Origin of the sequence: Clostridium sp. Cult1 (genome assembly GCF_021655095.1) — a bacterium.
GTDB lineage: Bacteria > Bacillota > Clostridia > Tissierellales > Tepidimicrobiaceae > Schnuerera.
Genome location: NZ_PPXW01000001.1, coordinates 1,218,218 through 1,243,635, shown reverse-complemented (window position 1 = coordinate 1,243,635; position 25,418 = coordinate 1,218,218). Strand labels below are relative to the sequence as shown.

Genomic DNA, 25,418 nt, shown 5'->3' with positions numbered 1-25,418 from the left:
TGCCCTCCTAAAACTCAATGTTTAAAATAGTGTTTTCTTCTAATTCTTTTTCCAAACTTTCTCTTAGATTCTTTAAATACTCGTCCAAATCTTTCTTATTTTTTATTTCCCAAGAACCTGATGGATTAATGTCTTTTATACTAATATATTTACGCTTTTTAACTGGTGGTACTACTGTTTCAGTTCCTGTACCACCGCCAATAGGTTTTTCCGTTTCTCTTTTCTTTATTTCCTTAGCTATTTCATTTAAATATCTCTTTTTTAAGGTATCTGCTTCAATTTTAAAGCCATTTACCTTTGCAACATTATTGCAAGATGCAGCTCTTTTAATAAGATTGTCAAAGCTATTTCTATATTTATATCCAAGTTTGTCTTCTAAATCTGTTTTTTCTAATTCTTCCATAACTCTAGCCTTTGCCTGTTCAATTTCTTCTTTTACAGGTTCTAATTCTTTGTCTAAAATATCATTATATAGATCTAAAAATCTATTATTTAATTCTGGTAAATCTTTTATTTTATTATAGGGGCTAGGCATAGATATTATCTTTTTCATCTCTTCCGTAATCTTTTCTATATCCTCATTTAATATATAGGATTTACTTTCATCATATATTAATATATAATGTTGAGTCTTATTCCATATGTTTTTTTGGTTTCCTTTAAAAAAGGATTTTATAGGTTGATAATCTTCTTCAAAATCTAAATAATCATCTTCGTTTTTGTTTAAATGTTTAAATATATCTAAAGAATTTGACATGCCCCTTGTTTTGTTTATTAAATCAATTCCTTCTATAATAATTTTTTCTCCAGGATATTCGCCACTGTCATAATAGGATCTTATTGTGTTTAATTCATCAATCATATTTTTAGCATATTCATTAAATTTTTTTACCATCATATCTGTATCTTCAAATTGTATTCCTTTACCAAATACTGTCGAGGATATATTCTTCAAACTCTTTATATATCTTTCATCTATTGCTTCTTTTTCTTCTATTAATAGTTTTTCTACATATTGTTTCTTAGTTATATAATTTATTATTTCTTCTTCTGTTTCGTTATATAATGAAACAGTTTCTCCATGTAGAGTAAAACTTATCTTCCCATCTAAAAATAGTTTAGCTATAATCCATTCTATATCTACGTCTAAAAATCCATAGGGTGCTTTTAAAAACCTTTCTTTTACTTCTTTAAGGGATATTTTGCTATGGTTTTTAGTCCTTAGTTTTATATAGTTTAATACTTCTCTTATTGCGTTTTCATTAGGATTTTCAAGCACATCTAATTGTACATCTCTATTGTCTCTATTTTTAAATAGGTTTTTAATATCTACTTCGTCTACTGGAGTATCTATATATTCCAGTTTATGATATACAATTTCAGTTAGTCTTTCTAAGCTTTCCTGTACATTAAATTTAAAATCCTTACTCTTAAATTCTAGTTTGTCCCCATTTAAGTAAAAATCAGCTTCTTTTAATGCTTCTCCTAAATAAAGCTTTCCTCTATCTTGATGGTCTCTAATTTCTACACGTTTTAAGGCTCTTATTTCTTCTAGTTTTGGAATATTACTAGTACTAGATAGGTTTAAATATTTTTCTATCTTCATTTCTGTTCTTATTTCGTCTATAAAAGCTCTATCATTTGGTAAATCTACATAAACAATATTTTCCCTTTGACTATTCATCCTTAAAGTACTTTCTATTCCATTTTTCTCTGAATTGGGAGTTATTATGTCGATTCCTATATCAAAAGCTTGATTAGATCTATATGGTTCCCCATCTACAAATCTATTAAAGCCAAAATTATATCTATTACCAAATTTACTATAGCTTACCTTATCTTCTGAAAGAATTCCTGCATATATTATTTCTGAAATCTTTTTTGTAATAGCTTGGGATTCAATGTGTTGTCTATCAATTTCTCTATTTATTTCCTGTTCTTCATTGGTTAAGAATATATATAAATCACCATTTTTTTGTACCAGTGTTTGTCCCACTAAAATATTTAGTGCTTTTTCTACTTTATCTTTTAGTTCAATTCGATCATCCTTTATATTAGATACCATAAGAGTAGTAATATTTTCTAAATTAGCCTCTATTTCTTTTACATACTTAATCAAAAATAGGGTCTTTAATACATTTACATTGAAATTGTCTTCTTCTCTACTTGGATTAATATAATCATTTTCTAAGGCTTTAGTTATGACTGCCGAATGACTGTGATCTAAGAACTTATCCAATCCATCATAGAATATATTAAATGGAACTATTTCACCATCTTCTTTATCCATTATCTTTTCTGCACTTTCTTTAAACAAGGCTAACATGGAACGTTCTCCTTCTGATAGATGTTTGCCACTGGCTCCATGTTGTCTTATAGATGTAAGTACACTACCAAGTAAATTAAATTGATATGGTATAAAAGGATATACATCGCAAAAATCTTTTTGATTTTCATAAAGTTTTTTCTCTATACCATCGTTAAATATAATTAAATTTTTAATTATAGTTTCGTTGTTTTCATATAAAACACCTAGAGTTTCATTGGCTGTTTCAGTTTTTTCTAATATACGAAGCTTAATTACTTCGTCTACATTGGCAGATGTCAAATTAAGTCTTGTATCAAATCTACCTTGAATTTTTGAAAAATCTTTTCCACTAACCTCTGTTATAGAGTCTATATCTTGTTGACTTGTTACTACTATCCATGCTTTTCCATTGCAAGCTGTTCCTAAATCTTCTGTTATAGTCTGTAGATTAAGCATTAAATCAGTATTGTCACCTATATATTGTCCCATTTCGTCTACTAAAAATACTATATGGTGGTTTTTACCTTTACTGTCTAAATATTCTTTAACTAGTTCTGCAAATCTATCTATACTTATTTCATAAGGTACTGTTGTACTCTTGCTCCAATCTCTAGCTGATTCTTCACTCATAAAACCTATGTCAGCTAAAGTTTTAACTACCTTGTCTCTATGAAATTTAAATTTATGACGATTTTCTACCCAGTTTAAATTGTGCATTTCTTCATATCTAGTTTTAAATTCTTCATATATTCCATCTTCTGTTAGTTGTCTTTCCAAGTCTGCTAAATGAGGATCCGTGCTAAATCCTTGCATTTCATTGAATACTCTTAAAAATACATTTAATATACTATCTTTACCTTTTGGCCCTGCAGATTTACTTTTAGAATCTATATTAAATAAAATAACGTCTGTTGGAGTATTGCATGCAAGTTTCATATCTGCTACTACCATAGGGTCTTTTATCTTTTCATCTTCTAGGAAATAATCAAGTGCTTTTTTCCCTTCTACTTCACGGTTCTCTAATAAATATGATAATATCTTTAAGAAATGTGATTTACCACTGCCAAAAAAGCCGGATATCCAAACACCCATTTTGTCTGTATTTCCAACTATACCTTTTTTATAACTACTGAAAAAGTCTCTAAAATGTTTTTGAAGTTCTTTGGTTACCACATATTCTTCTAATTCTTGTTTAATGTTTTCTTCATCATCTTGTCCAACTTTAATAACACCTTGTATGTCTCTGTTTATTGGTTTTACAAACATATCTTTAATTTTCATAATATGCCCCCCTATCTTATAAGCGGAAATGCTCTATAATAGTTATCGTCTTTAAACTCCGAAAATAACATTAAGCTTTGGCCATCATATTTGCCTGGATAAAAAAGCACTACCGGAGCTCTATCAAATACTAAATGAAGCTTATTTAAAATTCCATGAGCTCTTGCAAAGGGAAATATTTTTCCTATTCCTGTAATAAATACAACTGAATTATTTGGTGTATTTTCTTCTATATAAGTATTGAAATAATTATCATCATAATCTATTCTTAATATATCATTTACTGCTGAAATCAAATAATCTAGTCCTTCATTTACTTCCATTTCTATGCAATTTTCCATTAAACCTTCTTCTTCTATTAAATCGAGCATAATATCATAAACATCATAAATTACTAACTCATATCCTTGAGGTTTTGATTTGTTTTTTAGGTTTTCTAGATATTTTCTTACTTTTATTTCTTCTTCAGCTGGATAATCAAAAATATAATAGCCTACTTCATTACTTAAGCCTTTATTTTTTCTAAAATTTTCATCACTTATTACTTCTTCAATCATCATTAATTTTTCATCTAATGTTTTCAATGCTATTCCCCCAGAAAAACTCTTAAATAAGGATATAAACCCTTGTTTTTCATCTCATTTTCCAAATTAATATCTAAAATAGGTTTTTTTATTGTTACTGAATTATTATCTTCTACTATAAGATTTGCTTCCTTTAAATATGTCCTATATGCACCTGCTAATCTTTTCTTGGTTTGTGATGTGAAGTTTGCAACTTTTTCGCTTTGCTCAGATTTATTTTTAAAAAATATTCTCGTATCGCTATTATCAAATTGTAAATTCCCTGTTATAATTTTTCCCCTATATACCTCGTACATATACTCAAAGAATAATCTATCCGTCATCATTATTCCTAAAATATTTAATATCTTCTGATCTGAAACCGGTAAGCTGATGAACATTATAGATATTTCTTTAGGTAATGCTCTAATTCGTTTAGATACTTCATTTATCATTTTTTTACCATAGTCAGCTGATGGAGCTAATAGTATGTTTTTTTCTTCTTGCATTTTTTTTATTTCTGCATCCTTTAGCCCTTCACTAATTAAAGTATTATATTTTTTAAACTCTTGAAACCAAAATCCTTTGCTCACAGCCCCAGCACTATATTTTAATTTATTTACTCCATTAATACTCATTTTTTTCCTCCTCATGATATACTACTATATATTATTATACCATTGTAAGGAGTTCAAATTTAAATTTATACTATATTGTTCAAGAGATGTTTTCTTATAAAATTTATATGCTAGTTCTACTATTTCTTATCCTCTATCTTGTAACCCCAATGAATTGTATCTAAAAATTGATTACTTACTGTATACCAACAGTAAGATACATTGGCGTCATATTTATATCCATCTTCAAATTCCTTTGCTTCTTTTTCAGCTATTTTAGATGGTATAAATTTTCTTTCTCTTTTCCTAAAATGCTTATCATGGCCATTGTTTGGCATATCTGCATGTAGTACTTCATGATATACTAAAAATTCCATTACAAATCTCGGTACTTTAAGTGAATTTAGCACTTTATTAATTTTTATAGTCTTATCACTATATCTACATGAGCCCAAATATGTTTATAAATTTCTAATACCTTTCCTTATGGAATCTATCCAGTTTTTCTTCCGTCATATCCTATAAGGCTTCTTCATAGGTCACAGATTTTATCTTTTTATCTTACCTCCCCTTCTCTCCAAATTTCCAGATTATATTATAATATTCTACAAATCTTTAATTTCTCCTTCCACAATTCCCTATTTAAATAACTTTTTCAGGACTTTAAATATATCAAAAGTAGTCCTATTATATACTTTATTGTAGGCATATTTTCTAGGATTTCTTACCCAGCCATATCCTCTTGGCATTTTAAAGCCGCCCCTGTGGACTATTTGTCTTTTGATGCTGGTTCTGGCACCTATTCTCTTTTTTATACTTGGTTTTCTCATTCCAAATTTCATTATATCCATCCTCTTTTCTAATATATAATTATTTATGTAATGTATTATTATATTACATAATATTTGAATATATGTCAATTAGTCTCGATGTTCAGTGCTATTATAGCACATTTTATATTCACAATAATATAAGGGCTTAGCCCTTTTTATCTTTTAAATATTAAATTTTAAATACTCCCTTCAAGATACCTATTTTTTAATCAGTCTACCTTAAAGGGAGTATATTGCAATGATTTGTACTTATTTAGTTTTTCTACGGACAGGAATCCAAACTTCACTATAAGCATAATCTTTTTTGTCTTTATCCATTTTAGTAAAAGAAAAAGCAGGAGCATTGATTACTTCATAGTTGGAAGATGGAAGCCATTCTGAATACACTTTTGCCATTGTTTCTTGTAATGTTGAAGGAAATGGACCTTCATTTGGGAAAACAGCCCAAGTATATGCATCAACTGGCACCTTTTCTAATAGGTCGCTTACTTGATTTTCAGTCGTTAAAACACCTATAAGATGGGTTAAATCTCCTTCTTCTTTTAAAAAATTAGCGTCTGCCTCATAAGAAGCATTGACGATTTCATAAGGTTCCATATTTTGAAGAGAGTGCATTTCTTCTCTTTGTTCGTCTGTTATACTTTCTGCTAGTTTTACAATCTCATTATTGACACCTTCAAATTGCATTGGGACACGTTTACTAACGCCGACTAAATTAAACGCTGGTTTTTCTTCGATTCTAAATTCCATATTAATTCCTCCCTTAACAGTTATGACAAATGAAAGTTTAGGAAAAGTTTTGCTAATGCCTTTTTTTATCACTTCTGAAGGCAAAAAACCACTCCACTTTTTAAATGCTCGAGTAAAGCCATCTATTGATTGGTAACCATATTTAAAAGCAACATCTGTTACTTTTTCTCCATGTAATAAATCCATACTAGCTTCCGATAATCTTCTGTTTTTGATATATTCACTAAGAGTCAATCCTGAAATGTAAAAGAATATCTTTCTAAAATGATAATCAGAAACCCCAGCATATTCAGAAATTTCTTCTAGAGATAGATCATCGGTTAAACGCTCTTCAATATAGTCAATCACATGGTTTAATTCGTTTAACATCACCTTCCTCCTTCCATATCTACATAATACCAAAGTTGCTTTTACTATGCTCGACTTTTTTGACACAAAAAATACCGAATCATTATAGATTGGAAAACAGATGAATTCTTATAACTTATTTATTGTAATGTAAAGTTTCTCTTTATAACTTGCAGTAAAAGAAAAACCACCTATTATTCGGTGGTTTCTATTTATAATCCTTTGACTTTATAGATAATTTCTTCATTATAACTTGTCAATATTCTCATATATCTATTGAACATCTTATTTACCTCATCGTCACCAGTGTCTACTAAGATTGGTTGTCCTCCTAAGGATATGATTTTGTTTTTTGTAGCTATAATACGTATATTATCTTTTCCTACCATTTTTATGACATTTCCACTTAACTGTTGATTGCCTCTACCGAATATATATCCTTGGCCTCCAATTACTGTGACGATGATTTTGGCTTTTTTACCATTTATTATCTTTAATATATCTTTTTCACCAACATCGGAAGCTACAAGTTTTTTATTTTTTACTATATCTATGCCTAGAAGGGTATTAGGTAATCCTAGTTTTTCCATAATAGGTCTTGTAGAGGTTCCAGATCCTATAATATAAAAGATATCTGGTTCCATTTCAGATACTATCCTGTCTGCTATTGATTTTCTTGCAGATTCTTCTTGTTCTGGTCTTCCTGCTTTAAGGCTCTGGACTAATTGGCGTTCATAAGGCACTTTCATATAGCCATATAGTTTTGCTGTCACTTGTCCTTCTCTATAGGCTTCTTCATCAATATCCATTACTTCAGCTTCCCTTATTGTTTTAAGTTCACCTTTTAGATACTTTAATGCCACTTCTCCTGCACTTCTGGGATGGTTAGCATAAACTGCTGAATGAATCTTTACTCCTGCTGGTATACCAATGGCTGGTAGCTTGTCGCCAATTACATTATAAATATTTCTTGCAGTGCCATCTCCCCCAGCGAAAAGCAATAGATCAACGCCCATTTCTAGCATCTTACTTGCTGCTTCTTCTGTATCCTCAGGCCCTACATTAGTTTTTCTATCACCTATAATTATAGATTTAAATCCTAATTGGGTAGCTTCATCTTCTCCCATGCTTCCAGGACAAGTTATGATTTCAATTTGATCAATAAGAGAAATTAGAATTTTCAAAGCTTTTTTAGCCTTCTCTGGTGCTTCGGGATATGCACCTAATTGGCGAGCTTTTTCTAAGACTTCTTTTCCATCAGTACCCTTCAAGCCTACTTTGCCTCCCATGCCTGCAATGGGGTTTACTATGAATCCTAATTTCAAATTTTCACCTCCTTAAATAGTAGATTTTTGTTGCCTGCAAAAGTCTGCAGGCTTTCGCAGGCGATATATAAGTTATTAACATTTATTCTTTTCTATGTTTTTTTAAATATGCTCGCCAAGTTACTGCCCATTTATCTGGATCGTTTAATTCTTCTGGTTTTACTATTACATTACTTGCACATTTATGTGGGGAAGCTTTCACAAGCTCTGGATCTTTTCTGGCCTCTTCCGCTATTCTCTCTAATACTGCTGCATATTCATCAAGATCTGCCTTTGAGTAAGTTTCACAAGGTTCAAGGGTAAATGGTTCTGGTACTACCCAAGGATGATGACTAGTCCAGTAATGTTGTATACCATAATCTCCTATTCTACGCATTATATCGTCAGTACCTACTCCTGTTTCCTTTTCTAGTTCAATCCAATTATACCTTACTTGTTCTAATCGATGACGGCCTCTAGCATACCAAACATCTACTCCTGGGATATCCTCTATCTTCTTCTGTAAATAATTATTGTTTAATACAGAGATTTCAGCTACTTCTTTCAGGCCTTCAGCACCTAGCATCATTACCCAACTATATGCTTTTAGAACTACTGGTGCAACTCCGAAGAATCCTCTTACCTTTCCAATGCTTTCAGGTCTATCATAATCAAGGTAATATTTTTCTCCATTAAATTCTACTGTAGGAATTGGTAAAAATCGAGCTAAATAGTCCCTAACCCCCAAAGCTCCTGTACCAGGCCCTGAACAACCATGAGGTGTACCAAAGGTTTTATGAACATTGAAATGGCACATATCAAAACCAGCTTCCCTAGCCCTAGCAATGCCTAACATACCATTGGCATTTGCCTGGTCATAGAAACATAGGGCTCCGGCTTCATGGACTATTCTAACAAATTCATCAATATCCTTATTATAGATTCCTGTATCTTCTGGATTGGTTATAAATACCGCTGCAGTACGTTCAGATACAGCTTCCTCTAAAGCCTCTATATCTGGAATCCCAGTTTCTTCGTTTGGAAATAATGTTATGACCTTAAAACCTGCAGTAGCTGGTGTTGCAGCATCGCAGGGATGTGAGAATATTGTAGTTATAACCTCATTTCTCTGCTCTAGTTCACCCTTTGATTCATGGTAGGCTCTAATTATCGATGCAGCTGTATATACTGCATGAGAACCTCCACCAGGCTGCAATGTGAATCTATCCATTCCCGATATTTCTTTTAAAAAGTTTTCAAATCTATAGTAAATACTTAATATTCCCTGCATAGTATTTTCATCTTGGGACGGATGTACGTGCTGAATAAGGGTTGCTAATTTTTCATTAATTCTAGGATTATATTTCATAGTACAAGTACCCTGACTTATATCATTGTTTAAGTTAGAACCTAAAGTTTCTTGAGAAAGATGTAAATAATGGGCTAACACATGTTTTTGAGATATTTCAGGTAAATTAGGTTTATCTTTTCGTCGCATATTTTCTGGTAGGCTAGATAATATATCCCCTGATTCATCTTTTATCTCCTTCTCCGGTTGAGGAACCAATATCCCCCTTTCTCCAGGTGTTGAAAGTTCATATATAATGGGTTCATCCCATCTAGCTTGATGGTAATTTTCCCGTATCTTTAACTTTGCCATATTAATACCTCCCTTATCATTCAGAATTTTACGCTAATACTTTCTTAAGGGCATCTGCTAATCTATCTATATCCGATTTAGTATGAATTTCTGTAATACAATATAGAGCATTGTTGCCTAGTTCTGGAAACTCTTTGGAAAGGTCTTTTCCGCCAAATATTCCATAATCCAATAGATCTCTATTTATTTCGGATATTTTTTTGCCAGTTGCATCAAAATTCACTATAAATTCTTTAAAATTTATTGAACTTAACAAAGGTACCTTAACTCCTGGGATTTTACTTAATACCTTTTGAGCATAATCTACCCTTTGCATTATTCCTTCTCCTAATTCTTGCATACCTTTTGGCCCCATTAACGCAAGATATACTCCTGCTGTTATACCCCATAAAGCGGTTTGAGTACCTAAAAAATCCTTAGCATTTTCCCTTGATGCATAAGACGTTCTTTCAAAACTTACATCTCCAAATCCATATTCTCCTTCCCTAGTGGTTTCCGTTATTCCCCAAAGTTGGGTAGGGTATTCAGCAACATATTTTTCTTCATCCCGAGAAGCTATGAATCCAGCAAGACCTCCTCCAGCATTTATGTGGATGCCTAAAGGTTGTAGTTCTCCGCAGGCTATGTCTGCTCCATAATGACTTGGAGGTTCCAATACTCCTAGTGAACTTGGATCTACTCCGACTATACTTATGGCATCTTTTTCATGGGTTATTCTTGAGATTTCTTCTCCCTGAGTTTCTATAAATCCAAGATAAGATGGGTTTTCAAAATAGACAGCTGCTGTTTTATCTGATATCTTGGCTTTTAAATCTTCTAAATCTAGTAAACCCGTTTTCCTATCATATTGTATTAATTTAATTCTAATGGTCGGTTTACAAAGGTTTTTAATACATAGGTAGCGATCAGGTGATATGGTTTTAGGGATTAATACTTCATTCTTTCCTGTCATCCTAGCTGCCATTCTTATGGCATAACCTGCTGCCATTCCCCAGTCATATGTTGGAGTACTTACAACATCAAAATCTAATAGCTCTCCTAACATACTGGTAAATTCGAACATAGCTTGATATTTACCATGATCTGCATAGGCAGCTCCCACATAGGCTGTGAGAAATTCGTCCCTCGAATTAATAGTATCACATACTTCCGGCACATAATGTTGCCAGGTTCCCCCCCCTAGGAAATTTAAATATTCCTTACAATCCTTATCCTGAGCTAAAATCTCTTCAACATGCCTTTTTAGTTCATATTCTGATAAGAGAGGTTCAGGTAAATCCATTTCATCTTTAAACCTTAAATGTTCAGGAATTTCCGCATAGATTTCCTCTACATCCTTTAATCCTAATTCTTCTAACATTTGTTTTTTAACTTCAGGTGCTGAATTAGGTATGTAAGGATATATAATTTTATCCATAATCATCCCTCCATTAATGATTTTAGTTTTTTCTTATAAAAATTCACAGATAATTAACCTAATCTATAGAGATCACCCCCTAGGTAGGTAAATGGATATAATTTTATGAAGTTGGATATTTAATTGATTATTCTAAGTGATATTATAAGATATGAATTTAATAGAAAAATATTATTGTAATTGATTTTCTTTTGTAGTTGTTCTTGTTGCTATTTAGAATTGAATTCTTGATTTGTTTAATGTACTTCGTATTTTCAATTTAATTGTAGCGAATATTTTGAATATTGTCAAACATAAATATATCAACCAACAAAAGCCTAAGTAACATAACTTAGGCTTTTGGTTCTATATTGGAGATAGATATATTATACTTACTGCCACTCTTTATTACCTGTGCTTGATTTTATAAACCTTTCTAATTCTATAACAAATTCCTTTCCAATGTCTCCATCACTATAATTGGTAGGTACATCTATTGTTTTAAGATTAATTTCTAACTCTGATGCTAAACTCAACAATTCCTCCATTAAAATTCCTTTTTCTTTTCTAATACCACAGGTTGGACTACTGTTTATACCTATGAGTCCTACTATTTGGTATCCATTATTCAAATATTCTTTCATAACATTTATTATATCTTTAGATATTTTTTTACAGAGAATTCTATATTCTTCAGTGTCATATTCCTCTTTTGTCATTGGTTCTCTTTTTAATCCTAGATGCCTAAATTCCGGACATGGTAACTGATGAATCCCTATTCCGTAATCCATAATTATATTTATTATATCCCTATAGGGCCCTTTTGCTCTAGCTAATGGTGATACAACTGTATTTTGATTTAATATACAATGAGAAATAAAAATTACTTTTTTGCTTCTTTCCATTTACTTGGCTCCTTGTATAAATTTATTAGGTAACCTTTGCATTAGAAAAGCTACAATCATACAACTTGCTACTTTATCAACTATATTACTAGTTATTCTAGGGATAAAAGCGGCAGTAAAAACTGTTTGACCAGTCTGTACTAACCATGTAAAAAACACATCATTAAAATCTCCAGTTATTCCTCCATAAACATATACAGCAATAGGTGTCCCAACTAATGGGGCTATTACTGCTAAAATTAGCCCAGTTATTATTGCAGTTAGATAAGTAAATTTTTTCTTTCTTGCTATTAAACCAACAATAATCCCTACTACAATATTTACTAATGCAAAAGGAATACTTTTAGGGTTAGTAATGATTCCTTGAATCACATTTGTAAGTCCTCCAGTTAAGGCTCCATAAAATGGTCCAAAAGTTGCGGCAGTAAAAATGGTTCCTATAGTATCTAGAAATAATAGAGGAATGTTTAATATGCTAGATACAGTGCCTAGTACTATATTTACTGCTATTCCCAAGGCAGAGAAGATTAGTGCATAAGTATTATTTCTGTTATTCATTTCATTACCTCCATATAATTTATTATTTCACGATAATTATAGTACGTAGGCTCCTTAATGTACAATAGATATATTCTATAGATTATAATTTAAAAATAAAGTCCTTCTATAATACTAGAGTTTAATTAATAATTTGATGGTGCTATGATTACTTCCCTACCATAGCATTTTACTTTATATTCTAATTATCTTCTAGACTCTCACCATAATACTTCAGATATACTTTTTGCTAGATTATGATTTTTATCATATTAGAACCTTTGTGGACTATTTGTCTTCTGATACTAGTTCTTGCACCTATTCGCTTTTTGATACTTGGGTTTTCTAATTCCAAATTTCATTATATCCATGCCCTTTCGTAACATTATATGTCATTATATTTTAATATATCTCAATCCTTGAAATGTTTTTATACATCTTTATTTCTTATTGTATTTATAGCATAATAAAAACCTAAGTAACACAACTTAGGTTTTTATTATCAATTATATTTAATTTTCCACATATCCTAATTCTTCTGGACTTAATCCAATGAAATCCAAAGTCTTTTTTAACTCATCATAGGAAACTTTCCCATTTTCATAATTAGCTTTAACATATATTAGATATTCTTTTGGGATGTAGTTTTCTTTAGATGGAACAATTAAGTTAATGCTATATCCTTCTTCTTTGGTTAAGGACTGAAGTTTATCTTTGTTTTTTAGAGAAGCAATATCAATAAGCTCCGCATATTTGTCTAAGGAGCAAAGGTCGAATTGAACAAGCCTTTTTAGCATTGCTTTATAGCTTACCTTGAAAAAATTATGCATTCGAACTATATGTTTAGGTTCTATTTTTTGTTTATCTACGTTTACAAATTTATAAAATATCTCTTTTACATAATCTTCTGGCATTAGAAATTCAGCTGCAAATACATCTGCTTTTTTCTCTTCTTCTATATATTTGTCCTTATCTATAAAGACTTTCTCTTTCTTCAATATATCTTCATTATAGATTATATGATATAATTCATGAGCCCCTGTATATCGTTCATGCCCTAAAGTAAAATTACTATTTAAATATACTATGAAATGGCCTTCAAAATAGGTAATGAATCCAGAAAGTCCTTCTATATCTAAAGGCTTTCTGATTAGAAAAGCGCTTTCGGAGAGAATGTCGAATATGTCAGATAGCCCTTTTTTAGCAAATTTTATCCTAACTTCTTCTGCTAATTCTTTAATTTTAAGCCTGAACAATTCATCGGGAATACTTATATTATTTTTCAAACCAATTCATCCTTCCTTTACAACTATCCATTATTCTTGTTCTCCCTTATACATCTTCTCATGATTTATAAACACTTTTACCATATCTTGAAGTTTGGAGATTTCTTTTAGAGAATCTTTAGAGAAATTTTTTTTTCTAAAAAAAGTCACTAAATCCCCTGGTTCTTCTTTATAGAAAAAATCGCTTATATCTACACCTAATACGTCAGATATGGCTTTTAGTTCTATAGCAGAAATGGACCTGTTATTGTTTTCCATTTTACTAAGGGTTTCTCTACTCATATTTATATCTTTTTGTATAAGTTTTTCTACTACTTTTGATTGGCTTAATCTTTTTTCTTTTCTAATTGTTTTTATCTTTTTTCCAATCTCATGTTCTCCAAGCATGAATAAAACCTCCTTGTAATATAATATTACATAAGAGGTTTCAGCTTGTCAATAAGATAGTTATACTCTTATTCTTTAGTCCCTATTACCTAAAAACTTTTCTATATCATTTATAGAACTATATACATCATTTTCATTTATGGCTACAAATGGAATTTCCAAATTATATTGCCCTAGGTATCTTTTTAGTTCCTCCATAAATACTCCTGAACTATTTATCTCCTTTAAGTCTTTGATTTTATGGTTTATATCATCTTTAGAGGAAGGGTCTCCTTCCCAATCTCCTGAACAAGTGAAATTCACCCCACAGCTTGGACTACCATCTATTCCTATTACGCCTATTATCTCATAGCCTGTATCTATATAGCTTTTCATTTGACCAATTATAGGCTTTATCATTTCTCTACAGTTTTCTCTATAGAATAATGTATCGAATTGTTCTTTCACATGACCCCATCGTTTAATCCCATATATTATCATTTCAGGACAAGGAAGTTGAATAATCCCTATACCTTCTTCATAAATCATATCTACAATTTCCTTAAATATACCCTCATATTGACTTAAACCTTCTACTTTTGAATTAGAGTTTAATATACAATGGGAGATAAGTATAATTTTTTTGCTTCTTTTCAATTCATCACTTCCTTCATCAAATATGATCTATAAATTAATGCAGAAGTCTTTTTTTACTCTAAGAAAAACATGTTGTTCTAACTGATAAAGTTCTTTTCCATCATTAAGAACATCTATATCTAATAAAGCTTCTTTTATATTTACAGAATAGCGGACAATATTTCCTTGGGGAAGAATTCCTATAACTTTTCCAGAAAAATAATAGTATTCTTGGTCATTTCTATAGTCAACATTTGAAATATCGATAAGTTCTGGTCGTATAACTATATTATTAAACCCTGGATATACTTCATCAGTTAATTTAGAAAAAATCTTTGTTGGTAAAATATTATAATTGCCTATGAAACTAGCTGCAAAACTATTTTTAGGTCTACTATAAAGTTCAAAAGGGTTTCCCGATTGCTCTATAACTCCATCTTTCATCAAATGTATGGTATCTGACATTGTCATCGCTTCATCTTGGTCATGGGTTACAAAAATTGAAGTCATTCCCAATTCTTTATGAATTTCTTTAATCCTTGATTGAAGGGATTTACGAAGCTTAGCATCAATTGCACTTAATGGCTCATCTAATAGAAGTACTTTTGGCCTTGTCACAATACATCTAGCTAAAGCTACTCTCTGCTGTTCCCCTCCAGAAAGCTGTGATGGGTATTTCTTTTCTTTTCCATCTAGATCAACCATTTTAATTGCATTTTTTACCCGTTCATAGATGATATCCTTTTCTACTTTTTTCATTTTTAGACCAAATGCAATATTGTTATATACATTCAAATTAGGAAAAAGGCTATATTGTTGAAAGATCATACCTACATTTCTATCTCTTGGATTTGTATAAGTAATTTCTTTTCCATCAAGGAAGATTTTTCCACTACTTACTTGTTCCAATCCTGCAAGACATCTTAATAAAGTACTTTTGCCACAACCAGAAGCACCTAATAATGTTACAAATTCACCTTTTTCCACTGATAAATTGGTCTTTTTTAAAACATGATTTTCACCGTAGTATTTTTCTATATCTTGAAAAACTATATATGCCATAATTATCCCTCAAATCCTATTCCCTGAGAATACAGGGAATTCTTTATTGCATATTTAATGTTTCTTTTGCATTGTTTACATAAGTCATATCAATTACATTATCATATCCGATAGGTTTTTCTATAATTTCCTGTTCTAGACAAAACTTTTCGATTGCTTCGTATCCTTCTTTACTGTAATTCCCATCAATTGTTAATGAATCTCTTAATATACTTATTACTTCAACCATATCTTTACCTTCAAACATTGGTGATACCACTTCTGCAATCTCCTCATCTGTATGCTCTGTTTGCCACTGAATGGCCCTCATAACTGCGTTTACAAATTTTTGTATTGTTTCAGGGTTTTCCTCAGCAAACTTTTTCGTAACAGTAACCATTTGGGATTCATAAAATTCAGTGCCGTAGATGGCTTTATGTTGTTCTGGATCCATAGTATTGATTAATATATTTGCATTTATTTCTTCTAATTTGTTTATATAAATACCATCGAAATAAGCAGCCGAAATAGTTCCCTGTTCAAGGGCAGCTAATGCAGCTCCATATTCCATATTAATCCACTCTACATCATTTACTGTTAGTCCTGCTTCTTCTAGAGCCGAGGCAACAAAAGAATATGGTGCAGAACCAGGCATACCTCCAAAAATGGCTTTGCCTTTTAATTCTTCCATACTAGTAATTTCTGAATTAGTAGCAAACATATATTGTTTGCTTCTAACTGTTGGAAGAATAATTGTAGATTCTAATCCTTCATCAAAGGCGCGTAAAACTGGTTCAGTTGAAAGCATACAAAATTGAGAATCCCCTGCATGCATTCCTTGGAAAGCTATAGGTCCATCTTTATAAACAACAAATTCTGTTTCCAGCCCTTCATCCTCAAAGTATCCAAGCATTTCAGCTACATAGACTGGTAGCCAAGATTCTCCTCGCATCTCAGAGATAATAATTTTTTCAAATTCTTGTTCATTCTTTTCAGTTTCTTCACTTTGACTTTGATCCACTGATTCCTTTGGATTATTTAGTTCACTTGTACAGCCTGAAACCAAAGATACCATTAGACCTACTAGTAAAATTAATTTTAAATATTTTTTCATTTATTTTTCTCCTCTCATTATCTAATTTTTTGCTATTTTTATGTATTTCTTTTATTTTCCATAGATAGATTAGTCGGTGCTCTCCAACGAAGTAAATATTTTTCAATTTTATCAAGAGAAAAGTTTAAGAGTATACCAACGATAAGTAATATTAAAATACAGGACATAACACGTGCAATATTAAAAAAAGAACTTGCATATGCTATCATCCATCCAAAACCTGCTGAAGCGCCTATATACTCTCCAATAATAGCTCCTACCAAGCTGGAACCAACTCCTACACGAATCCCTGATAATATGAAAGGCATACTAGATGGTAAAACTACATGTACCAGGGTTTGCACTTTTCCTGCTCCCAGTAAATTAGCTGATTCAATGAGTTTAGGTTCTACATTTTGAATTCCTGCATAAGTGGAAAAAAACACATGAAAAAACACCATAAGACCTGCAAGGAAAATTTTCGATGTAAGCCCTAAACCAAACCACAGAATATAAATTGGTGCTAATGTTAGTTGAGGAATCCCATGTACTGCTGTAATAATAGGCAAAAGAATCTTCCCTAATATTTCAAACTGACCTAATATTAAACCTACTATAATTCCAGTAACCGTTCCATAAAATAATCCAATAAAAGCTTCCCTTAATGTTACCGATGTATGTTTTACTAAATCTCCACTTGTATAAAAATCAACTAAATCTTTAAGGATTTCACTTGGATAACTTGTAAAAAGTGGATTATATAGTTTTGATCGGGCTGACCATTCCCAGAATAAAATAAAAGCTCCAATAAGTAATAGTCTTATGATAATGATAAAATACTTTTTCTTATTTCCCATGGCATGCCTCCAATCTACGAAAGCTATCCGAGATTATTAACTTGTCGTAGTTAATTTCTTAACAATTGCGATAGAATGTATGTTAACAACATAAATTAGATTAGCATATTTTATAACAATAATCCAATAGATAATAGCTATACTCTTTTTTCTATTATTAATTTTTTGAATGGTAGTAATAATACAATATGAATTTTCAATTCTATTTAACAAATATACTAGTAATGATACAATATATTTACTATTAGCAATTTAAAGGAGGCCTAATTCATGATTAAAACGAATAAAGACAAACTAGTGATTCAATCAGTGCAAGGTCAAATATCAAGCCCTGCTACTAGCAACAATCCTTATAGAATTGATCAGGAAGGTTTGGCTCATATACTTCCAGCAACTGGTGGCATTTGTTACAATGTAAAAGTTGGGGATTCTTGTATGAAATGGGTAGGAGATCATATTGAGCCTGGTGTTAGTATCAAAAACGATAATACACCAGACAACAAAGCATTAATGCTTTTAGCATGTATAGGTAATGAAGCTCAAGTTATAACTGGTAATGCAAAAGGTGCCAAAGGTTTTGTAACGGGTGTGCATGGCGGGGTTGACCATACTTTAATCTACTTTGGAGACGAAGATTTGGAGAATATGGCTATTGGAGACACTATTTTAGTTAAAGCTTATGGACAAGGTTTAGCTATAGAGGGATATGAGGATATTAAATGTATGAATATAGATCCTCGCCTATTTGAAAAATTAAATATTAAAGAAAATTCAAAAGGAATTCTGGAAGTTCCTGTGGTTACAGAAATACCTGCTTATCTAATGGGTTCCGGAGTAGGAGGTGCTACTGCCTTTTCTGGAGACTACGATATTATGACTGGAGACAAGAATGCCAATGAAAAGTTTGGGATAAACAAACTAAGATTTGGCGATTTAGTTCTACTTAAGGATTGTGACAATACTAATGGTAGACAATATTTAGAAGGTTCTATTTCCATCGGTGTCATAGTCCACAGCGATTGTATTAAATCTGGTCACGGTCCAGGGGTTACCGTTATTATGAGTTGTAAAACTTCTAAAATTAAAGGTGTTATAGATGAAGAAGCTAATATTGGTAATTATCTTGGAATCTTATAATTAAAAAAACCTTCCATATTCTAAAATTGATTTATCTGGATATGGAAGGTTTTTTCTACATAAATACCATTACTAATTTATAAATCCAATTTGCAGCAATTCCTGCACATATTCCGCCTATGGTATGACTGAATATGGCTTTCCCTGTTAGGTTTCTAAAGTTTAAACCATCCATCATAGCCACATGAGTACTTAAATATCCGCTCCAACACATACACATAGCTGTAAATACTGCCACATCATTACCATGAGCTAATCCAGTACTAACCATAGTTGATGCTATGCCTATAGCTGCACCAGCTGCTCCTAAAGCAGTAATAGGTACAGATATAGCAGCTGCAGAGGTAAATCCAAAAAGAGGAGTGGTTATGAAACTAATCTTTTCTCCAATCCAAGGAAGAAGGTTTACTCCCTCATAAGCAGCCCCTGTATACACTCCAGTTTCTGGAGCACTATTTGATAAAATCATAACAATACTGCATATAATTAATACTCCTGGAATTATTGCAAAACCTACCTTTACTCCAGAAGCGCCCCCTTCTAGAATGGTGTTCATTATTCTTTCAGCTATATTGCCTTCTCTAATTTCACGGTACTCTACTATATCATATTCGTTTCCATGTGATTCTTCAGCTTCAAGTTCCGTTCCATATACTTTTTTAGTATGTAGAAGCATTAAACGGACCGAAACTATACTACCGATTATTGCACCAATATTACCGATAATTGCTGGTAGGATAAAATTTTCTCCACTAGGGCTAGTTAGTCCCATCATAAAAATAGTAACGATTAGTCCCATACCAAAGGAGGTACCAATATTAGTTAGTGCTGGTAATTGATATTTCTTAAAATACCTACGAAATCTTCTGTCTTCAGCTAAAGTCAATACTGCTGGATTGTCTGATAAATAGGTTGTAAATATACTTATTACACTTGCTCCAGGAAGACCGTAGAGAGGCTTCATCAAAGGAGATAATAATTTATTTGCTAGTGAAATAACGCCAAATTCCGTTAAAATACTAGCTACTGCTCCTGCTATTACTGCTATGGCCATTATTTTAAATACTGTATTCATGAGTAAGTCATAGGCTGTATTTAGTAGAGTGTTTATCGCATTTATTAGCCCCATTTTACTTCCTAAGATGGTAAAAAATCCAATTATTATTGCCAAGCATACAAATCCTTCTAAACCTACAGCTTTTTTTAATTTTGTATCTGCCCTAGCTTCAACACCATATTTTTGACTAGCATCTACCTTATTAACATTAGATTGGTTAATCATCCCTTCACACTCCTCTGTGTAATTCTTTACTAAAGCATTTTTTACAGTAAAAGATTTATTTCTTTTAATTTTATTACCATATACTATTATACATTATTATTTAATAAATGCTTATTTTTTTAATTTTTTGACAATTGATTATAATGTAACTAATTTGTAGCATTTTTCTTGTCTATCTATTGTATAATCATATTAAAGAGGTGATCCTAGTGATAAATACTAAAAAGAGAATTCTTTTTTTGTTCAGTGTATTACTTGTTTTATCTATGATAGTTGGTTGCAGTGCAGAAAAAAGTAATAATACATCTGTAGATATGGCTATATCCGATTCTGATTCTCATGAATCCTCGGAAAAAGAAGGAAGCAGTTTTAAAAATGAATCGTCTAGTCCATTGGAACCAGAAAAAGTCATCACCACAATTGATATTAGGTTTGAAACTACTGAGTTTGATAGATCTAATGATGAATTGAATAAGGTTATAGAAAAACATCAGGCTTATGTAGAGTATTCCAATATATCCTATAGTTCTAGGAATTTTCAAAATGGAGAATTTACTATTAGGGTTCCTAAGTATAGTATTAATAATTTCAAATCCGATTTAAAAACGATAGGGAATAAAGTTTGGGAAAGTACTAATAAACAAGATGTGACCAAACAATATACTGATACAGAATCCAGAATGAAAGTTGTTGAAGTAAAAGAAGAAAGAATTCTTTCCCTTATGGAGAAAGCTGACAAAGTAGAGGATATTATCGCTTTAGAAAAACAGTTAAGTGAAGTCATATATGAAAAAGAAAGGTTAAAATCTAGTCTAATGGATTTGGATGATAAAGTGGATTTTACTACAATCAATTTATATATCCAAGAAGTTGAAAAACTAACTAGCTCAACAAGTCCAGAAACTTCCTTTGGTAGAAAAGTTTTAGATGCTATTGATGAATCTTTATATTTCTTTAAAAACACCTTGGAAAAGTTAGTAATTTTACTAATTTATTTATTACCCTTTATTATTATCCTTGGAATAATTGGTTTCTTAATCCATAAGGCTATGGTTAAGTATAAGAAGAGTAAAAAATAATTGAAACATTAGCCTTAGTTTCTTTGTTTAAATTGGAGACTAAGGCTATTTAAATGATTTTGTTTCTTTTCAGCACATTTATTACACAATCCATGAAACATAATATCCACATCATTTATTTGAATTTTATAATTGTTTTCTATAGAATTGTTTATATTTAAATATTGCAATATTATATCCCTATCTTTTATATCAACTAAGGTTTCACATTCTTCACATATGAAATGGATATGTAAAGGTTTTTTAGCATACATTTTTAATTCATAATAGCTTGTTTCATCGATTTTGAATTCCTTCAATATATTTAAATCTACAAAAAGATTTATATTTCTATAAACTGTTGAAATTCCAATTCCTTCAGTTTTTAATATATTATAGACTTTTTCTGCATTCAAATGTTCATCTTTGTTTTCAATAAATTCCATCAATATCCTTTCTCTTTGGGTAGTCAGCTTGTATCCTTTGCTTTCTATGAGCTTTTTTATCAATTCATAACTTTCTTTTTTTTGTTCTTTTAACTCAACCACATAATCAACACCTTGTATAAATTAAAATGAAACTGCCAAAATGAGAAATACATTTATTTTTAGTTTTGGGTTTATGTTCGTTTAATTATATTATATAACTTAGTAAACTTATGTCAATAATGTTGGCTCAATTATTCAAATTATTTATTTCTCTTTCTATTCACTTCCATTATCTTTTCATTTATATAATCATATCCTTTCGGGGAATGGGGTATTAGGCAGTTGGTACAGTCCTTTATTCCATTATTGTCAAAATGATTTCCTCCACATTCTTCTAAAAAATATAATGGACAATAACAGAACATACAATTAAAATTTTCTTCATCTTTTACTTTATGACAAGGAAAATACTCACAAGCAGTATTTCTATAAAATCTATAGCAATTCTCCATTAGACATGCCTCCTTATTATTTTTTCTATGGAATCTAAACTATGAAAGCCATCTTCCATCTCCCTCCCTATTATAATAGGGATTATACCTAATTCCTCACAAGCCCTTATTTTATCTAGGGTACCCCCTTCTTCTCCACTATCCTTCATTACTACATAATCTACACCATACTCTTTAAACATAGCTTTATTATATTCTACTGAGAAGGGCCCTAGGACAGCAACTATGTCCTTTAACTTTATATTATATTTTCTACATATTTTAATACTTTCTAATGCAGGTAGTATTCGATAAATAAATCTGTTTTCTCCTCGCACTTTTTCAAAATCACCTATATTTTTTGAACCTGTGGTGAAAAAAACTGTCCCATTTATTTTAGCAATATAATCATAGGCTTCCTCATAATTCTTCAAGTATATACCTTTAGAATTTGAGACTACTTTCTTTCTAGCATACCTAATATATCCTATATTCTTTTCTTCTGCCACCTTTTTTGCATTTTCTGTTACTACCTTTGCATAAGGGTGGGAAAGGTCTACTATTAAAGATATACAGTTTTTAGAGACAAACTCTAGCATTCCAGCATAGTCCATTCTTCCCGTATAAAACTTTAGATTTTCAATAAACTCTTCCCCACTTTCTGTTGCCACGGTAACAATATAGCTATCCAAATCCTTTATTCTATCTATAAGCCTTCTAGATTCGCTAGTACCACCAATTATCCAGATCATCTTATATGGTACCCCCTTGGAGTTATCATCTGGTCATCTTTTACATAGGTATTACTATTCCCTATTATTAATATACTTAGCATGTCCACCTTTTCATAAGAAATGTTTACTAAGGTAGTTAAGATTATTTCTGTATTTCCACGACCAGAATTCTTTACTATCCCCACCGGTGTGTCCCCTTCTTTATATTTAAGCATTATTTCTACGGCCTTTTCTAAATGGTCCTTCCTTCCCTTACTTCTAGGGTTGTAAATAGCTATTACAAAATCCCCTTCTGCTGCCTTTTCAATCCTTTTCTCGATTACTTCCCAAGGAGTTAATAAATCACTAAGGCTAATGGAAGCAAAATCATGCATAATAGGTGAACCTAATTCGCTAGCTGCAGAAAAAGCTGCCGTAACTCCTGGAATTATTTCTACTTCTATATCCTCCTTCAATTCTAATATTGGCCCAGCCATACCATAAAGTCCAGCATCTCCTGTTGAAATTATAGCGGTGTTTTTTCCTTCCTTTACTTTTTTTATTGCTAATTTACACCTTTCTATTTCCCCTTTCATCCCTGTAGAATAAATTTCCTTTCCTTTTACTAAATCCCCCAGATAGTCTATATACGGGGTATAGCCTACAATAATATCAGATTTTTTTATAGTTTCTATGGCCTTCAATGTCATATGCTCTCTACCTCCAGGCCCTATACCGATTACATATAGTTTAGCCATCTTATACCTCCTTTGCTACAGATATGGTTATTCCATCTATTTTAATTTTCCCAGTTAACATCTTCCCTCCTAGTAGATAGGCAGAAGGTTCTGATACAGAATATACTCCTATTGTTTTCTTTACGAATTGGGATTTTGGAAAATTATCTTCTATCTTTTTTATCTCCTCTAAGGTAAATATTTTCAAAGGACAATTGAAATGATTGCAAGCCTCTATTATACCTATTTCACCCTTTTTCACTTCTATGGTTCCTATAGCTTTAATTCCCTTAGAAGATAAATTTAATTGAGTTAGTATATTTTCAATGGCTTCTATGATCCTTTTACCTTCCATACCCCTTTTACACCCTATACCTATATTGATATTCTTAGGTATTAATCTACAGTGTTTTTCATAGGGGATGTCTATCCTTTTTTGAGAACTTACTATAATAACTCCTTGAATAGAATGGTCTTTGTCCTTATAATTATCTAGTATTTTTAGATTGTCATATTTTATAACTTCCTTCAACTCAGAATAAAACCCTACTTTGTTTTTATTTACCATCATGGCAGTAATATCCTTTACTGCCCCCATATCTTCCATATTGTAATTATTTTTCATAGCAAATAGATCTATAGATTCTACACCTCTGTTATCCGAGGCAGTGGTAATAACAGGAATAGCTCCTATAATATCCCCTACCCATTGGGCCAATCTATTTGCACCACCAATATGGCCTGACAATAGGCTAATGGAAAAATTACCTCCATCATCTACCACAACTACAGCAGGATCTATAGTTTTATTAATAATATAAGGATTCATAAGCCTAACAGCAATTCCTGTAGCAGATATGAAAATGAGTCCATCATATTCCTTGACTAAAAAATCCATTCTAGACTTTATGCCTCCATGAATTTCATCGTTAATAAAATGGTTGGCAGTGTATTTATTATTTTTAAAGCTTGCTTTAACTAGTTTTTCACCTATTTCTTTTCCCTGTTGGGTAAAGGAAATACAGGCAATTTTCATTCATAAGCCTCCCTATATTCATGGGAAAAGGATGGGTCATATAGTTTAGACCTTTCGTATTCTCCTTTTATAAAATCTCCTACTAATATCTGGGCGGTTTTAGCAATTCCTGCCTGCTCTACCTTTTCTTTTATATCCTTTAAAGTACCCATTATTATCTTTTCATCATCCCAAGTTGCCTTATATACTACAGCTACTGGTACATCTTCCCTACCATAACCTTTATTTAACTTTTTAACTACCCTATCCATATCCTTTACTGATAGGAATAAGGCCATTGAGGCTTTATGTTTAGCTAATAGCTCTAAATCCTCTTCTTCTGGCACTGGAGTTCGCCCTTCTATTCTGGTTAATATAACTGTTTGGGTTACATTAGGCAATGTAAACTCTTTTTTTATGGCAGAACAGGCAGCAGTAAAGGAGCTAACACCAGGGATAACTTCGTACTCTATGCCCATTTCATCTAATAAATCCATCTGTTCTCTTATTGCGCCATAAATAGTTGGATCTCCTGTATGTAACCTTACTACTTTCAACCCTTCCTTTACTGCCTTCTCCATCTTATCCACTATTTCTTCTAAGGTCATGGAAGCGCTATTATATATCTTACAAGAATCTCTACAAAATTTTAAATGATCCTTTGACACTAGGCTTCCAGCATATATAACCATATCTGCCTTTTCTAATAGCTGTCTTCCTTTAATGGTTATTAAATCCACATCTCCAGGACCTGCCCCTACAAAACTAATCATTAG

26 protein-coding genes are annotated in these 25,418 nt (G+C 31.5%); 2 read left to right on the top strand and 24 right to left on the bottom strand.

Annotated features, from left to right (window positions below; translation table 11 throughout):
• Positions 1-7: 7 nt before the first annotated feature.
• From brxC to C3E89_RS06030, 17 genes are all read right to left on the bottom strand, one after another.
• A complete protein-coding gene (gene brxC / locus C3E89_RS06110; protein ID WP_236911583.1) occupies positions 8-3,589 on the bottom strand; it encodes a BREX system P-loop protein BrxC in 3,582 nt (1,193 codons plus the stop codon).
• An 11-nt stretch (positions 3,590-3,600) separates the two neighbouring features.
• Positions 3,601-4,173, bottom strand: a complete 573-nt coding sequence (locus tag C3E89_RS06105) for a DUF1788 domain-containing protein (protein ID WP_236911582.1) — start codon at positions 4,171-4,173, stop codon at positions 3,601-3,603.
• Positions 4,174-4,175: 2 nt separating this feature from the next.
• The gene (locus C3E89_RS06100) at positions 4,176-4,790 is read right to left on the bottom strand and encodes a DUF1819 family protein (protein WP_236911581.1); all 615 of its coding nucleotides are present in this window, start codon (positions 4,788-4,790) and stop codon (positions 4,176-4,178) included.
• 119 nt (positions 4,791-4,909) lie between these two features.
• Positions 4,910-5,146 carry a hypothetical protein gene (locus C3E89_RS06095; protein WP_236911580.1) on the bottom strand — a complete coding sequence of 79 codons (237 nt, stop codon included), beginning with the start codon at positions 5,144-5,146 and terminating at the stop codon, positions 4,910-4,912.
• Between the two features lie 261 nt (positions 5,147-5,407).
• Complete coding sequence (locus C3E89_RS06090) at positions 5,408-5,611, bottom strand: hypothetical protein (protein WP_025641623.1); 204 nt, start codon at positions 5,609-5,611, stop codon at positions 5,408-5,410.
• Positions 5,612-5,851: 240 nt separating this feature from the next.
• Positions 5,852-6,721, bottom strand: a complete 870-nt coding sequence (locus C3E89_RS06085; protein WP_025641626.1) for an AraC family transcriptional regulator — start codon at positions 6,719-6,721, stop codon at positions 5,852-5,854.
• 191 nt (positions 6,722-6,912) lie between these two features.
• A complete protein-coding gene (locus C3E89_RS06080) occupies positions 6,913-8,025 on the bottom strand; it encodes an ATP-NAD kinase family protein (protein ID WP_025641627.1) in 1,113 nt (370 codons plus the stop codon).
• Positions 8,026-8,107: 82 nt separating this feature from the next.
• Positions 8,108-9,664, bottom strand: coding sequence for an aminomethyl-transferring glycine dehydrogenase subunit GcvPB (gene gcvPB, locus C3E89_RS06075; RefSeq protein WP_025641629.1), 1,557 nt, complete (start codon positions 9,662-9,664; stop codon positions 8,108-8,110).
• A 28-nt stretch (positions 9,665-9,692) separates the two neighbouring features.
• Entirely contained in the window at positions 9,693-11,081 is a 1,389-nt protein-coding gene (gene gcvPA / locus C3E89_RS06070) for an aminomethyl-transferring glycine dehydrogenase subunit GcvPA (RefSeq protein WP_025641631.1), read from the bottom strand.
• A 371-nt stretch (positions 11,082-11,452) separates the two neighbouring features.
• Positions 11,453-11,965: a CD3072 family TudS-related putative desulfidase gene (locus tag C3E89_RS06065; protein ID WP_236911579.1), complete on the bottom strand. Its 513-nt coding sequence runs from the start codon at positions 11,963-11,965 to the stop codon at positions 11,453-11,455.
• Entirely contained in the window at positions 11,966-12,523 is a 558-nt protein-coding gene (locus C3E89_RS06060; RefSeq protein WP_236911578.1) for a CD3073 family putative ECF transporter S component, read from the bottom strand.
• A 491-nt stretch (positions 12,524-13,014) separates the two neighbouring features.
• On the bottom strand, positions 13,015-13,788 hold the full coding sequence (locus C3E89_RS06055) for an ImmA/IrrE family metallo-endopeptidase (protein WP_236911577.1): 774 nt from the start codon (positions 13,786-13,788) through the stop codon (positions 13,015-13,017).
• Between the two features lie 30 nt (positions 13,789-13,818).
• Entirely contained in the window at positions 13,819-14,175 is a 357-nt protein-coding gene (locus C3E89_RS06050) for a helix-turn-helix domain-containing protein (RefSeq protein WP_236911576.1), read from the bottom strand.
• Positions 14,176-14,250: 75 nt separating this feature from the next.
• Complete coding sequence (locus tag C3E89_RS06045; protein ID WP_236911575.1) at positions 14,251-14,811, bottom strand: CD3072 family TudS-related putative desulfidase; 561 nt, start codon at positions 14,809-14,811, stop codon at positions 14,251-14,253.
• A gap of 27 nt (positions 14,812-14,838) precedes the next feature.
• Positions 14,839-15,852, bottom strand: a complete 1,014-nt coding sequence (locus C3E89_RS06040) for an ABC transporter ATP-binding protein (protein ID WP_236911574.1) — start codon at positions 15,850-15,852, stop codon at positions 14,839-14,841.
• Positions 15,853-15,895: 43 nt separating this feature from the next.
• Complete coding sequence (locus tag C3E89_RS06035) at positions 15,896-16,945, bottom strand: ABC transporter substrate-binding protein (RefSeq protein WP_236911573.1); 1,050 nt, start codon at positions 16,943-16,945, stop codon at positions 15,896-15,898.
• A 38-nt stretch (positions 16,946-16,983) separates the two neighbouring features.
• The gene (locus C3E89_RS06030) at positions 16,984-17,781 is read right to left on the bottom strand and encodes an ABC transporter permease (RefSeq protein WP_236911572.1); all 798 of its coding nucleotides are present in this window, start codon (positions 17,779-17,781) and stop codon (positions 16,984-16,986) included.
• A gap of 270 nt (positions 17,782-18,051) precedes the next feature.
• Between C3E89_RS06030 and C3E89_RS06025 the strand changes: the two genes are divergently transcribed.
• Positions 18,052-18,918 (top strand): DUF4438 domain-containing protein, encoded by an 867-nt coding sequence (locus C3E89_RS06025; RefSeq protein ID WP_236911571.1) that lies wholly within the window; start codon positions 18,052-18,054, stop codon positions 18,916-18,918.
• Positions 18,919-18,973: 55 nt separating this feature from the next.
• Here C3E89_RS06025 and C3E89_RS06020 read toward each other — a convergent pair whose 3' ends face one another.
• The gene (locus C3E89_RS06020; RefSeq protein WP_236911570.1) at positions 18,974-20,200 is read right to left on the bottom strand and encodes a CD0519/CD1768 family membrane protein; all 1,227 of its coding nucleotides are present in this window, start codon (positions 20,198-20,200) and stop codon (positions 18,974-18,976) included.
• A gap of 209 nt (positions 20,201-20,409) precedes the next feature.
• Here C3E89_RS06020 and C3E89_RS06015 point away from each other — a divergent pair, with 209 nt between their 5' ends.
• On the top strand, positions 20,410-21,279 hold the full coding sequence (locus C3E89_RS06015; protein WP_236911569.1) for a DUF4349 domain-containing protein: 870 nt from the start codon (positions 20,410-20,412) through the stop codon (positions 21,277-21,279).
• 14 nt (positions 21,280-21,293) lie between these two features.
• Here C3E89_RS06015 and C3E89_RS06010 read toward each other — a convergent pair whose 3' ends face one another.
• The 6 genes from C3E89_RS06010 to cobM all read right to left on the bottom strand — a co-directional run bounded on the left by C3E89_RS06010 (position 21,294) and on the right by cobM (position 25,415).
• Positions 21,294-21,806, bottom strand: coding sequence for a Fur family transcriptional regulator (locus tag C3E89_RS06010; protein WP_236911568.1), 513 nt, complete (start codon positions 21,804-21,806; stop codon positions 21,294-21,296).
• Positions 21,807-21,946: 140 nt separating this feature from the next.
• Positions 21,947-22,198: a cysteine-rich small domain-containing protein gene (locus C3E89_RS06005; protein ID WP_236911567.1), complete on the bottom strand. Its 252-nt coding sequence runs from the start codon at positions 22,196-22,198 to the stop codon at positions 21,947-21,949.
• The gene (cobK, locus tag C3E89_RS06000; RefSeq protein ID WP_236911566.1) at positions 22,198-22,929 is read right to left on the bottom strand and encodes a precorrin-6A reductase; all 732 of its coding nucleotides are present in this window, start codon (positions 22,927-22,929) and stop codon (positions 22,198-22,200) included. Before cobK ends, C3E89_RS06005 begins: the two co-directional genes overlap by 1 nt.
• Entirely contained in the window at positions 22,926-23,648 is a 723-nt protein-coding gene (cobJ, locus tag C3E89_RS05995) for a precorrin-3B C(17)-methyltransferase (protein WP_236911565.1), read from the bottom strand. The genes cobK and cobJ overlap by 4 nt, the downstream gene beginning before the upstream one ends.
• 1 nt (position 23,649) lies before the next feature.
• Positions 23,650-24,663, bottom strand: a complete 1,014-nt coding sequence (gene cbiG / locus C3E89_RS05990; RefSeq protein WP_236911564.1) for a cobalt-precorrin 5A hydrolase — start codon at positions 24,661-24,663, stop codon at positions 23,650-23,652.
• Positions 24,660-25,415, bottom strand: coding sequence for a precorrin-4 C(11)-methyltransferase (gene cobM, locus C3E89_RS05985; protein WP_236911563.1), 756 nt, complete (start codon positions 25,413-25,415; stop codon positions 24,660-24,662). Before cobM ends, cbiG begins: the two co-directional genes overlap by 4 nt.
• Between the last annotated feature and the right edge of the window lie 3 nt (positions 25,416-25,418).

What these genes read in the sequence shown, in the direction of transcription:
- brxC (WP_236911583.1), bottom strand. Translation starts at nt 3,589, where the DNA reads ATGAAAATTAAAGATATGTTTGTAAAACCAATAAACAGAGACATACAA.
- C3E89_RS06100 (WP_236911581.1), bottom strand. Translation starts at nt 4,790, where the DNA reads ATGAGTATTAATGGAGTAAATAAATTAAAATATAGTGCTGGGGCTGTG.
- C3E89_RS06095 (WP_236911580.1), bottom strand. Translation starts at nt 5,146, where the DNA reads ATGGAATTTTTAGTATATCATGAAGTACTACATGCAGATATGCCAAAC.
- C3E89_RS06090 (WP_025641623.1), bottom strand. Translation starts at nt 5,611, where the DNA reads ATGAAATTTGGAATGAGAAAACCAAGTATAAAAAAGAGAATAGGTGCC.
- C3E89_RS06085 (WP_025641626.1), bottom strand. Translation starts at nt 6,721, where the DNA reads ATGTTAAACGAATTAAACCATGTGATTGACTATATTGAAGAGCGTTTA.
- gcvPB (WP_025641629.1), bottom strand. Translation starts at nt 9,664, where the DNA reads ATGGCAAAGTTAAAGATACGGGAAAATTACCATCAAGCTAGATGGGAT.
- gcvPA (WP_025641631.1), bottom strand. Translation starts at nt 11,081, where the DNA reads ATGGATAAAATTATATATCCTTACATACCTAATTCAGCACCTGAAGTT.
- C3E89_RS06065 (WP_236911579.1), bottom strand. Translation starts at nt 11,965, where the DNA reads ATGGAAAGAAGCAAAAAAGTAATTTTTATTTCTCATTGTATATTAAAT.
- C3E89_RS06060 (WP_236911578.1), bottom strand. Translation starts at nt 12,523, where the DNA reads ATGAATAACAGAAATAATACTTATGCACTAATCTTCTCTGCCTTGGGA.
- C3E89_RS06050 (WP_236911576.1), bottom strand. Translation starts at nt 14,175, where the DNA reads ATGCTTGGAGAACATGAGATTGGAAAAAAGATAAAAACAATTAGAAAA.
- C3E89_RS06040 (WP_236911574.1), bottom strand. Translation starts at nt 15,852, where the DNA reads ATGGCATATATAGTTTTTCAAGATATAGAAAAATACTACGGTGAAAAT.
- C3E89_RS06035 (WP_236911573.1), bottom strand. Translation starts at nt 16,945, where the DNA reads ATGAAAAAATATTTAAAATTAATTTTACTAGTAGGTCTAATGGTATCT.
- C3E89_RS06030 (WP_236911572.1), bottom strand. Translation starts at nt 17,781, where the DNA reads ATGGGAAATAAGAAAAAGTATTTTATCATTATCATAAGACTATTACTT.
- C3E89_RS06025 (WP_236911571.1), top strand. Translation starts at nt 18,052, where the DNA reads ATGATTAAAACGAATAAAGACAAACTAGTGATTCAATCAGTGCAAGGT.
- C3E89_RS06020 (WP_236911570.1), bottom strand. Translation starts at nt 20,200, where the DNA reads ATGATTAACCAATCTAATGTTAATAAGGTAGATGCTAGTCAAAAATAT.
- C3E89_RS06005 (WP_236911567.1), bottom strand. Translation starts at nt 22,198, where the DNA reads ATGGAGAATTGCTATAGATTTTATAGAAATACTGCTTGTGAGTATTTT.
- cobK (WP_236911566.1), bottom strand. Translation starts at nt 22,929, where the DNA reads ATGATCTGGATAATTGGTGGTACTAGCGAATCTAGAAGGCTTATAGAT.
- cobJ (WP_236911565.1), bottom strand. Translation starts at nt 23,648, where the DNA reads ATGGCTAAACTATATGTAATCGGTATAGGGCCTGGAGGTAGAGAGCAT.
- cbiG (WP_236911564.1), bottom strand. Translation starts at nt 24,663, where the DNA reads ATGAAAATTGCCTGTATTTCCTTTACCCAACAGGGAAAAGAAATAGGT.
- cobM (WP_236911563.1), bottom strand. Translation starts at nt 25,415, where the DNA reads ATGATTAGTTTTGTAGGGGCAGGTCCTGGAGATGTGGATTTAATAACC.